Source organism: Curtobacterium sp. UCD-KPL2560 (genome assembly GCF_001705035.1).
In the GTDB taxonomy this organism is placed as follows: Bacteria; Actinomycetota; Actinomycetes; order Actinomycetales; family Microbacteriaceae; genus Curtobacterium.
Map to the genome: position 1 here is coordinate 46,834 of NZ_MCIG01000001.1, position 11,505 is coordinate 58,338.

The 11,505-nt window shown below is 70.7% G+C and carries 9 protein-coding genes; all 9 read right to left on the reverse strand.

Annotated features, from left to right (window positions below; all coding sequences use genetic code 11):
- Positions 1-95: 95 nt before the first annotated feature.
- A complete protein-coding gene (locus BEP24_RS00225) occupies positions 96-455 on the reverse strand; it encodes an RNA polymerase-binding protein RbpA (RefSeq protein WP_065959058.1) in 360 nt (119 codons plus the stop codon).
- Between the two features lie 3 nt (positions 456-458).
- Positions 459-710, reverse strand: coding sequence for a preprotein translocase subunit SecG (secG, locus tag BEP24_RS00230; RefSeq protein ID WP_065959060.1), 252 nt, complete (start codon positions 708-710; stop codon positions 459-461).
- A gap of 183 nt (positions 711-893) precedes the next feature.
- Positions 894-1,673 (reverse strand): triose-phosphate isomerase, encoded by a 780-nt coding sequence (gene tpiA / locus BEP24_RS00235; protein ID WP_065959062.1) that lies wholly within the window; start codon positions 1,671-1,673, stop codon positions 894-896.
- A 52-nt stretch (positions 1,674-1,725) separates the two neighbouring features.
- Positions 1,726-2,943 (reverse strand): phosphoglycerate kinase, encoded by a 1,218-nt coding sequence (locus BEP24_RS00240; RefSeq protein ID WP_065959064.1) that lies wholly within the window; start codon positions 2,941-2,943, stop codon positions 1,726-1,728.
- Positions 2,940-3,950, reverse strand: coding sequence for a type I glyceraldehyde-3-phosphate dehydrogenase (gap, locus tag BEP24_RS00245; protein ID WP_058742911.1), 1,011 nt, complete (start codon positions 3,948-3,950; stop codon positions 2,940-2,942). The genes BEP24_RS00240 and gap overlap by 4 nt, the downstream gene beginning before the upstream one ends.
- Before the next feature lie 266 nt (positions 3,951-4,216).
- Positions 4,217-5,197, reverse strand: a complete 981-nt coding sequence (gene whiA, locus BEP24_RS00250) for a DNA-binding protein WhiA (protein WP_065959066.1) — start codon at positions 5,195-5,197, stop codon at positions 4,217-4,219.
- A gap of 73 nt (positions 5,198-5,270) precedes the next feature.
- Positions 5,271-6,248, reverse strand: coding sequence for an RNase adapter RapZ (rapZ, locus tag BEP24_RS00255; RefSeq protein ID WP_083229937.1), 978 nt, complete (start codon positions 6,246-6,248; stop codon positions 5,271-5,273).
- A 112-nt stretch (positions 6,249-6,360) separates the two neighbouring features.
- The gene (gene uvrC / locus BEP24_RS00260) at positions 6,361-8,523 is read right to left on the reverse strand and encodes an excinuclease ABC subunit UvrC (protein WP_083229938.1); all 2,163 of its coding nucleotides are present in this window, start codon (positions 8,521-8,523) and stop codon (positions 6,361-6,363) included.
- A complete protein-coding gene (uvrA, locus tag BEP24_RS00265; RefSeq protein ID WP_065959294.1) occupies positions 8,524-11,484 on the reverse strand; it encodes an excinuclease ABC subunit UvrA in 2,961 nt (986 codons plus the stop codon).
- Positions 11,485-11,505: the final 21 nt, after the last annotated feature.

The window sequence follows — 11,505 nt, forward strand, 5'->3', positions numbered from 1 at the left end:
GCTGCTGTCCGACCGAACCGCGCGGCAGCCCGCAGGCGGGAGACGCAGAAGGCCCCCGCACCGGATCGGTGCGGGGGCCTTCGACGTGGGAGTCGCTACTTCGCGGTACCGCGGCGGGCGCGGAGCTGCTGCAGCGCGTCCTCGAGGAGCTGTGCTGCCTCTTCCTCGGTGCGCCGTTCCTTCACGTACGCCAGGTGCGTCTTGTACGGCTCGGTCTTCGTGACCTGCGGAGGGTTCTCCTTGTCACGGCCGGCCGGGAGCCCGCTCGACGGCGAGTCCACCGTCTCGGGGATCTCCTCGTCGGGGAGGGTCGCGGAGAAGTACCGCACGACCTCGTTGCCGAGCGCGTCCCAGTACGAGACGGCGACGCGCTCGGCCTGGACCCCGCGGTCCTGCTCCCCCATCGGTCCTGCTCCGACGCGGGACCCTCGGATTGCACTGCCTCCGGATGCCATGGCTCAGCTCCCCGCTGTGAACTTGTTGATGAGACCGAGCACGATGATCGAGATGATCCAGATCAGACCGAGGATCACCGTGATGCGGTTGAGGTTGCGCTCGGCGACGCCGGACGCCCCGAGGTTGCTCGTCACGCCGCCGCCGAACATGTCGGAGAGGCCACCACCGCGGCCCTTGTGCAGCAGGATGAGGAGCGTGAGCAGGAGACTCGTGATAGCGAGCAGGACCTGCAGCACGACGGAGAGTATCGCCACGACGTACCTTTCGTGTCAGTCAGCCTTGCAAGTGTAGCGGGCCGGGGCGGCGGCCCGTCGCACCGGCACGGGTGTGGCCCCGGTCGGGGCGTGGTCGGGTGCCCCGGGCGCTGTCGCCCGGGTCGTGCGACAGGCCGACCGCGCGGACGCGGACGGCCTGTCGGAGCGAACGGGTCGGGAGCCTCAGAGGCCGACGTGCTGGCGGAAGCGCGCGATGGCCGCGAACTCCTGCACGTCGAGCGAGGCGCCGCCGACGAGCGCACCGTCGACGTCGGGCTCGCGGAGGAAGCCGGCGATGTTGCCCGACTTCACCGAACCGCCGTAGAGCACCCGGGTCGCCGCGGCGGCCTCGTCACCCCAGGCGGCGGCGATGCCACGACGGATCGCGGCACACTCCTCTTGGGCCTGCTCGGCGGTCGCGGCCTGGCCGGAGCCGATGGCCCAGACCGGCTCGTACGCGACCACGATCTCGGCGGGCTGCACGGCGTCGAGGACGACCTGCAGCTGCTCGACCGCGACGACACCGGCGCCGCGCTCCTCGCGCTGCGCACCGGTCTCGCCGACGCAGACCACCGGCACGAGTCCGTGCTCGACGGCTGCGGCGGTCTTGGCCGCCACGACCTCGTCGGTCTCGCCGTGCATCGTGCGACGCTCGGAGTGCCCGACGATGACGTACTGCGCGTCGAGGGCCTTGAGGAACGCGCCGGACACGTCACCGGTGTAGGCACCGGAGTCGTGCTGCGACAGGTCCTGGGCACCGAAGCGGATCGACAGCTTGTCGGCCGCGATGAGCGTCTGCACGCTGCGGAGGTCGGTGAAGGGCGGGAACACCGCGACCTCGACGTCGTCGTGGTCGTGGCGCGCGTCCTTCAGCGTCCACGCGAGCTTCTGCACCGTGGCGATGGCCTGGAGGTGGTCCAGGTTCATCTTCCAGTTGCCGGCGATCAGCGGCGTGCGGTTCATGCTGTGCCTCCCCGAGCGTTCCCGGCGATCAGCGGCGTGCGGGTACCGCGGCTCATGCTGACCACCCCAGCGCTTCGAGACCGGGCAGCGACTTGCCCTCGAGGAACTCGAGGCTCGCACCGCCACCGGTCGAGATGTGCCCGAACTGGTCGTCGGAGAACCCGAGCGACCGCACGGCCGCAGCGGAGTCGCCGCCACCGACGACCCCGAGGCCGTCGACCTCGGTGAGCGCCTGGGCGACGGTCTTGGTCCCCGCGGCGAAGGCCGGGAACTCGAACACGCCCATCGGCCCGTTCCAGAACACCGTCTTCGACCCGGACACCGCAGCGGCGAAGCGCTCCGCCGTCTCCGGACCGATGTCGAGGCCGACGCCGTCCGTGCCGAACGCGGTGGACTCGATCGCGTCCGCGGCGACCGTCTCGTGGTCGGCGTCGGCCGCGAAGCCGGAGGCCACCACGACGTCGGTGGGCAGGTCGATCGTCACGCCGAGCTCGTCGGCGCGGGCGAGGTACGTCCGCACGGTGTCGAGCTGGTCCTGCTCGAGCAGCGACTTCGCGACCCCGTGACCCTGGGCCGCGAGGAACGTGAAGAGCATGCCGCCACCGATGCACAGCGTGTCCACGCGGGGCAGCAGGTGGTCGATGACGCCGAGCTTGTCGCTGACCTTCGAGCCGCCGAGGACGACCGTGTACGGCCGTTCGGGGTCGGCGGTCAGGCGGTCGAGCACGCGCAGCTCGGACTCGATGAGCGAGCCGGCCGCGCTCGGCAGCGCCGCCGCGAGCTCGTAGACCGAGGCCTGCTTGCGGTGCACGACCCCGAACCCGTCGGACACGAACGCGTCGCCGAGGGCGGCGATCCGCTCGGCGAAGGCCTGCCGCTCGGACGCGTCCTTCGAGGTCTCCTCCGGGTTGAAGCGGAGGTTCTCGAGCAGCAGGACGTCGCCGTCCCCGAGGGCCTCGGCGGCCGCGGTGGCCTCGTCGCCGACGGTCTCGCCGACGAAGGTCACCTCTTTCCCGAGCAGCTCGGAGAGCCGCTGGGCGACCGGCGCGAGGGAGTACTCCTGCGCCGGCTTGCCGTCCGGGCGGCCGAGGTGCGAGATCACGACGACCCGCGCCCCGGCGTTCACCAGCGTGTTCAGCGTGCCGAGCGAGGCGCGGACACGACCGTCGTCGGTGATCCGGCCGTCCTTGAGCGGGACGTTCAGGTCGCAGCGGACGACGACGCGCTTGCCGGCGAGGTCGCCGAGGTCCTCGAGGGTGCGGAGGCTCATGCCGAGAGTCGCTCGCCCACGTACTCGGTCAGGTCGACGAGACGGTTGGAGTAGCCCCACTCGTTGTCGTACCACGAGGTGATCTTCACGAGACCGCCGATGACCTTGGTCAGGCCGGAGTCGTAGATCGAGGAGTGCGGGTCCGTGGTGATGTCGGTCGACACCAGCGGGTCCTCGCTGTAGAGCAGGATGCCCTTGAGCGGGCCCTCGGCGGCCTCCTTGTACGCGGCGTTGATCTCGTCGACGGTGACCTCGGACTTGGTCTCGAGGGTGAGGTCGGTGATCGAACCGGTCGGGACCGGGACACGCAGCGCGTAGCCGTCGAGCTTGCCGGCGAGCTCCGGCATGACCAGGCCGATGGCCTTCGCGGCACCGGTCGAGGTCGGGACGATGTTCAGCGCGGCGGCGCGGGCACGACGGGGGTCCTTGTGCGGGCCGTCCTGCAGGTTCTGGTCGGCCGTGTACGCGTGCACGGTCGTCATGAGGCCACGCTCGATGCCGAACTTGTCGTGGAACACCTTGGCGAGCGGCGCGAGGCTGTTCGTGGTGCAGGACGCGTTCGAGATGATGTGGTGGTTCGCCGGGTCGTACTGGTCCTCGTTCACGCCGAGCACGATGGTGACGTCGTCACCCGTGGCCGGGGCGGAGATGATGACCTTCTTGGCGCCCGCGTCGATGTGCTTCTGCGCGTCGGCGGCCTTGGTGAAGAAGCCGGTCGACTCGATGACGACGTCGACGCCCAGCTCGCCCCAGGGCAGGTTCGCGGGGTCGCGCTCCGCCAGGACCTTGATCGGCTTGCCGTCGACGACGATGCTGTCACCGTCGAGCTCGACGGAGACGCCGAGACGACCCGTGACGGAGTCGAACTTCAGCAGGTTCGCGAGGGCCGCGTTGTCGGTGAGGTCGTTCACCGCCACGATCTCGAGGTCGGAGCCCTTGGCGAGGGCGGCCCGGAAGAAGTTACGGCCGATCCGGCCGAAGCCGTTGATGCCGATCTTGACGGTCAATGGATCTCCTGTTGGGTCTGGGCGCCCGGAGGGCGCTGCGTTCGGAGTCGCGGGCCCTGCGGGCCCACCTGCGGTGGACGATACGCCCGTGACGTCGCCGTCTCGACCCTAGCAGTCGGACACTGCGCAGCAGCGCCGTGAGACGGTCCGTCCGGACGGTCCCCGACGGGCCGGGAACCGGCCCGTGGACCCGCCACACGACGGACGGGAGGCGCGGTGCCGGCTGGCACCGCGCCTCCCGTCCGGTGGGTGGGGACCCGCGTCGGTCAGACCCCCTCGAGCTCCTCCGGCACGCTGGCCTCGGTGCCCGGGATGCCGAGGTCCGACGCCCGCTTGTCGGCCATCGCGAGGAGTCGACGGATGCGTCCGGCGATGGCGTCCTTGGTCATGGGCGGGTCGGCGTGCTGTCCGAGCTCGTCGAGCGACGCGTCGCGGTGCTCGAGGCGGAGGGCGCCGGCGTACCTGAGGTGGTCCGGCACCTCGTCGGCGAGGATCTCGAGCGCACGCTCGACGCGGGCGCACGCCGCGACCGCTGCCTGCGCCGACCGGCGGAGGTTCGCGTCGTCGAAGTTGACGAGCCGGTTCGCGGTCGCGCGGACCTCGCGGCGCTGCCGCATCTCCTCCCAGTCCGCCGTGGTGCGGGCGGCACCCATGACGGTGAGCATCTGGCCGATGGCCTCGCCGTCGCGGATGACGACGCGGTGCACGCCCCGGACCTCGCGGCCCTTGGCGGCGATCCCGAGCCGCGAGGCCGCGCCGACGAGGGCCATCGCGGCCTCGTTGCCCGGGCACGTGACCTCGAGGGCGGCCGCACGCCCGGGGTCGGTCAGGGTGCCGGCCGCGAGGAACGCGCCGCGCCACACGGCGGCGAGGTCCTCACGGTTGCCCGTGGTGAGCCGGTTCGGCAGCCCGCGGACCGGGCGGCGACGGGCGTCCATCAGGCCCGTCTGGCGGGCCAGGGTCTCCCCCGCCTCGAGCACGCGGACGAGGTAGCGGGTGCCGCGACGCGACGATGCCGTCGAACCGACGGACGCCTCGGAGCGCACCCCGTACAGCTCGGCGAGGTCCTTGCGGACCCGGTGGACGATGATCCGGGTGTCGAGTTCGACCTCGACCGCGATCCTGCCCGAGATGACGTGCAGGCCGCCCGCGAACCGCAGGATGGTCGCGAGCTCGGCGGCGCGGACCGTGTTGCGGTTCACGACGACCCTGGCCAGTTCGTCCTTGACCTCGGCAGTCAACGGCACAGCATCATTCCTAACGTTTCTTCGGTGGGGTCCGCGGGCCCGGCGCACTCGTGTGGCACGGCCGGAGGGACGGTCACTCCCGGCCGAGATCTCGGTTCTTCACACGCACGGCGACGTCGGGCATCCCGCGGAGGAGGTTCGCCAACTCGGCGACGACGGCGACCGAGCGGTGCTTGCCGCCGGTACAGCCGATGGCGATCGTAGCGTGTCTTTTGTTCTCGCGTTGGTATCCCGCCAGCACGGGCTCGAGCACGGCGGCGTACCGCTCGACGAACGAGCGGGCACCCGGCTGGGCCAGGACGTACTCGGAGACGGGTGCGTCGAGGCCCGTGTGCGCCCGGAGTTCCGGGACCCAGTACGGGTTCGGGATGAACCGGACGTCGGCGACCATGTCGGCGTCGGCGGGCAGACCGTACTTGAAGCCGAAGCTCATGAGCGTCACCTGGACACCGACGAAGTGGTCGTCGGCGAACCGCTCGGTGACGGTGTTCGCGAGCTGGTGGATGTTGAGGTCGGACGTGTCGATGACGACGTCGGACGCCTCGCGGAGCCCGGCCAACCGCGCGCGCTCCCGCCCGATCCCGTCGAGCAGCGTGCCGTCCTCCTGCAGCGGGTGCGGCCTGCGGACCTGCTCGAACCGGCGGACGAGCACGGCGTCCGTCGCCTCGAGGAAGAGCACCCGGACCCGCGCGGACGCGCTCGCGCGCACCTGGGCGACCGCCTGCTCGGGGTCGGTGAAGAACCGGCCGCCGCGGACGTCCACGACGGTCGCGATCTTGGGGATCTTCTCACCCGCGCGGTCGGCGAGCTCGGTCAGCGGCGCGAGCATCTGGGTCGGCAGGTTGTCGACCACGTACCAGCCGAGGTCCTCGAGGGCCTTGCCCACCGTCGAGCGGCCGGCGCCCGACATACCCGTGACGATGAGGATGTCGTGCTGCTGGGAGCTGCGGGGGGCGGCGTCCGCGGCGTGCTCGGCCCCCGGTTCGTCGTGGTCGTCGGCCGGTGCCGGGTCGCTGCTGGTGCGGTCGCTCGTGTCGCTCGTGTCGCTCATGTGTGGGAGGGCTCCGTCGTGACGGGCCGGGCCCGTGGCCCGGGGCGGCTTCGGTTGGTCTCGAGGGTACCGCCCGGCGTCCGGACGGGGTCGTCGGAGCGAGTTGGGGCCATCAGCGGGGGCGGTGCGGTCCGTCCGCGCTGACGGCCGGCACGCTGACGGTGTCGCTGGCCGCGCCGGGCTCGCGGTCCGGTCGGGAGGCGCGGCTCGGCTCCGGTGCGCTGGTCGGCTCCGGTGCGCTGGTCGGCTCCGGCGCGCTGGTCGGCTCCGGCGCACTCGTCGGCTCCGGCTCGCTGTCGGTCGGCGTGCGGCCCGGCTCGGGCGCGCTGGCGGGCTGCGGTGCGCTGTCGGTCGGGGCGCTGCCCGGCTCGGCCGCACTGGCCGGGGCCTGTGCCAGCTTCGTCACCACGGCCGCCGCGGTCGCGGGGCCGACGCCGTTCACCTCGGCGATCTGCTCCGCCGTCGCCTCCCGCAGCCGCGCCACGGACCCGAAGTGCTTGAGCAGCGCCGACACCCGGGTCGGCCCGAGCCCCGGGATCTCGGCGAGCTGCGACCGGACGTCCCGCTTGCGACGGGTGCGCTGGTGCGTGATCGCGAACCGGTGCGCCTCGTCGCGGATGCGCTGGATGAGGAACAGCGCCTCGGAGTTGCGCGGCATGATCACCGGGAAGTCGTCGTCGGGCAGCCAGAGTTCCTCGAGACGCTTCGCGATCCCGACGAGGGCGATGTCGTGCACGCCGGCCTCGTCCATCGCGCGCTTCGCGGCCTGCACCTGCGGTTGCCCGCCGTCCACGATGAGCAGCTGCGGTCGGTACGCGAACCGCTTGGTCGGCTTCGTGCCCTCGACGACGGCGTCGCTCGTGGCGTCGGGGACGTCCGGCACGGCGGCGTCCTCGTCGAGTCGGGCGAGTCGGCGCGACAGCACCTGGTACATGCTGTCGGTGTCGTCGGTCGTCTCGGCGATCGAGTACCGGCGGTACTGGTCCTTGCGCGGCAGACCGTCCTCGAACACGACCATCGACGCCACGACGTTCGTGCCCTGCAGGTGGGAGATGTCGTAGCACTCCATCCGCAGCGGTGCCTCGGTCATGCCGAGGGCCTCCTGGATGTCCGCCAGGGCCGCGGCACGCGTGGTGTAGTCCGCGCTGCGCTTGGTCTTGTAGAGCATGAGCGCCTGCGCGGCGTTCTGCGCGGCCGTGCGGGCGAGTCCGGCACGGTCGCCGCGCTGGGCGGTGCTGAGCTTGGTCCCCCGCCCGCCGCGCCGTTCGCTGAGCCACTGCTGCAGCGCCTCGGCGTCCTCGGGCAGCTCCGGCACGACGACCTCGCGCGGGGGCTCCTCGGTCGTGGCGTACTGCCCCTGCACGATCTGCTCGACGAGGTCGCCCGTGCTGATGTCGAGCTCCTTGTCGACCACCCAGCCGCGGACACCGCGGATGCGGCCGCCGCGGACCGAGAACAGCTGCACCGCGGCCGCGAGCTCGTCCTCGGCGACGCCGAACAGGTCGAGGTCGACCGAGTCGCGGAGCACGACGGCGGACTTCTCGAGCACGGCCTCGAGCGCGCCGACCTGGTCGCGGTAGCGCGCCGCCTGCTCGTACTGCATGGCGTCGGCCGACGCGGCCATGCGCTGCTTCAGCTCGGTGATGACGCGGCGGTCGTAGCTCGCCATGAAGCGGACGAACTGCTCGACGATCGCCCGGTGTTCGGCGATCGTGACCTTCTGCGAGCAGGGGCCACCGCACTTGCCGATCTGCCCCGGGAAGCAGGGCTTGCCGGTCTGCATCGCCCGCTTGTAGGACGAGTCCGAGCAGGTACGGATCGGGAACACCTTGATCATCAGGTCGATGGTGTCGTGCACCGCCCAGATCTTCGGGTACGGACCGAAGTACTTGGCACCCTTGATCTTGCGGTTGCGGGTCACCATCACCCGCGGTGCTTCCTCGCCGAGGGTGATCGCCATGTACGGGTACGACTTGTCGTCCCGGAACTTGACGTTGAACGGCGGGTCGAACTCCTTGATCCACGTGTACTCGAGCTGGAGTGCCTCGATCTCGGAGCCGACCGTGGTCCACTCGACGCTGCGCGCCGTGAGGACCATGCGCCGGGTGCGCTCGTGCAGCGTGGGCAGTGGCGCGAAGTAGTTGCTGAGGCGGGCGCGGAGGTTCTTCGCCTTGCCGACGTAGAGCACCCGCCCCGCCTCGTCACGCCACCGGTAGACGCCCGGGTCGGTCGGGATCTCCGACGCCTTCGGCCGCCACGAGACGGTGTTCGCCACCTACCGAGCCCCTGCCTTCTGCTTCGTCGCGGTGCCGGACCGCTTCTGGGTCGCCGTCCGCGCACCCACCGCCTGCTGCTTGCCGACCCGGGCGTCCTGCGCGTCGAAGATCTCGCGCAGGAAGACGCCGGTGTGGCTCTCGGGGACGTCGGCCACGTGCTCCGGGGTCCCGACGGCCAGGACCGTGCCGCCGCCGGCACCGCCCTCGGGGCCCATGTCGACGAGCCAGTCCGCGGACTTGATGACGTCGAGGTTGTGCTCGATCGTGATGACGGTGTTGCCCTTGTCGACCAGGCTCTGCAGGACGAGCAGGAGCTTGCGGACGTCCTCGAAGTGCAGACCCGTGGTCGGCTCGTCGAGCACGTACACCGTGCGCCCGTTCGACCGGCGCTGGAGCTCGGTCGCGAGCTTCACGCGCTGTGCCTCACCGCCGGACAGCGTCGTGGCGCTCTGCCCCAGCCGGACGTAGCCGAGACCGACGTCGACGAGGGTGGCCATGTACCGGTGGATCGCGGAGATCGGCTCGAAGAACTCGGCCGCTTCGCTGATCGGCATGTCGAGGACCTCGGAGATGTCCTTGCCCTTGTAGTGCACCTGCAGCGTCTCGCGGTTGTACCGCGCGCCGCCGCAGACCTCGCACGCGACGTACACGTCGGGCAGGAAGTTCATCTCGATCTTGATCGTGCCGTCGCCGGAGCAGTTCTCGCAGCGGCCGCCCTTGACGTTGAAGCTGAACCGACCGGGCTGGTAACCGCGTGCCTTCGCCTCGGGGGTCTCGGCGAAGAGCTGACGGATGCGGTCGAAGACGCCCGTGTACGTCGCCGGGTTCGACCGCGGGGTGCGGCCGATCGGTGCCTGGTCGACGTGCACGACCTTGTCGAGCTGGTCGAGGCCCTTGACGCGCGTGTGCTTCCCCGCGATGTGCCGTGCACCGTTGAGCTGGTTGGCGAGCACCTTGTACAGGATGTCGTTGACCAGTGTCGACTTGCCCGAGCCGCTCACCCCGGTGACCGCGGTGAAGACGCCGAGCGGGAAGTCGACGTCGACCTGCTTGAGGTTGTTCGCCCGCGCGCCCTGCACGCTGATCACGCGCTTCGGGTTGATCTTCCGGCGCTCGGTGGGGACCTCGATGGCGCGGCGCCCGGCCAGGTAGTCACCCGTGACCGATTCGCGGTTCGCGATGATGCCCTCGTACGACCCGGAGTGCACGACCTTGCCGCCGTTGACCCCGGCCCCCGGGCCGATGTCGACGACCCAGTCGGCGGTGCGGATCGTGTCCTCGTCGTGCTCGACGACGATCAGCGTGTTGCCGAGGTCCTTGAGCTTGACGAGGGTGTCGATGAGCCGGCGGTTGTCGCGCTGGTGCAGGCCGATGCTCGGTTCGTCGAGCACGTACAGCACCCCGGTCAGGCCGGAACCGATCTGCGTCGCGAGCCGGATGCGCTGGGCTTCGCCGCCGGAGAGGCCACCGGCCCCGCGCGCGAGCGTCAGGTAGTTCAGGCCGACCTCGAGCAGGAACTCGAGCCGCGCCCGGATCTCGCGCAGGACCGCGGCGGCGATGTGGGCCTCGCGCTCGGTGAGCGTGAGCGAGTCCATGAAGTCGTACGCCTGGTCGAGGGACATGTCGGTGACGTCGGCGATGCTGCGCCCGTCGACCGTCACGGCGAGGACCTCGGGCTTCAGCCGCGTGCCGTCGCACACCGGGCACGGGACCTCGCGCAGGTACCCCTGGAAGCGCTGCCGCTGCGAGTCCGACTCGGCCTCGGCGAACTTGCGCTCGATGTACGGCATGACGCCCTCGAAGCCGCTCGTGTAGCGCATCTCGCGACCGAACCGGTTGCGCCAGGACACCGAGACCTCGAAGTCCTTGCCGGTGAGGATCGACGCCTGCACCTTCGGGTCGAGCTGGTTCCACGGGGTGTCCAGGTTGAAGCCCAGCTCCTTGCCGAGACCCGCGAGGAGCTTCTCGAAGTAGGAGTACAGCCCGCTCGTGCCCGTCCAGGGCAGCAGGACACCGTCACGCAGCGAGGCCTCGGGGTCGCCGAGCACGAGGTCGGGGTCGACCGACATGCGGGTGCCGAGGCCCGAGCACTCCGGGCACGCACCGAACGGCGCGTTGAACGAGAACGTGCGGGGCTCGATCTCGGTCAGCGCGAGCGGGTGGTTGTTCGGGCAGGAGAGGTTCTCGGAGTAGGTGCGGACGGCACCCGGGCCCTCGTGGTCCACGAGGTCGATCGCCACCGTGCCGTTCGTCAGGCGCAGCGCCGTCTCGAGCGAGTCGGTGAGGCGTCCGAGGCCGTCGTCGCTGGCCACGAGGCGGTCGACGATGACCGAGATGTCGTGCTTGACCTGCTTCTTGAGCGTCGGCGGGTCGCTCAGCTGCACACGCTCGCCGTCGACGATCGCGCGGGCGTAGCCGGAGGCGGCGAGCTCCTGGAAGAGGTCGACGAACTCGCCCTTCTTCTTCGACACGACCGGCGCGAGCACCTGGAACCGCGTCCCTGTCTCGAACTGCATGAGCTGGTCGGCGATCTGCTGCACGCTCTGCTTGCTGATCACCTCGCCGCAGACGGGGCAGTGCGGGACGCCGATGCGCGCCCAGAGCAGACGCATGTAGTCGTAGACCTCGGTGATGGTGCCCACCGTCGACCGCGGGTTGCGGTTCGTCGACTTCTGGTCGATCGACACCGCGGGCGACAGGCCCTCGATGAAGTCGACGTCCGGGCGGTCGACCTGGCCGAGGAACTGGCGCGCGTAGGCGGACAGCGACTCGACGTAACGACGCTGCCCCTCGGCGAAGATCGTGTCGAACGCCAGCGAGGACTTGCCGGAACCGGAGAGCCCGGTGAACACGACGAGGGAGTCCCGCGGGATCTCGAGGTCGACGTCCTGCAGGTTGTGCACGCGCGCACCCCGGACACTGAGCGTCGAGGTGCTGTGCGGAGCGGTCCCGCCGGGCATGTGGAGGTCGGCGGGCTCGCC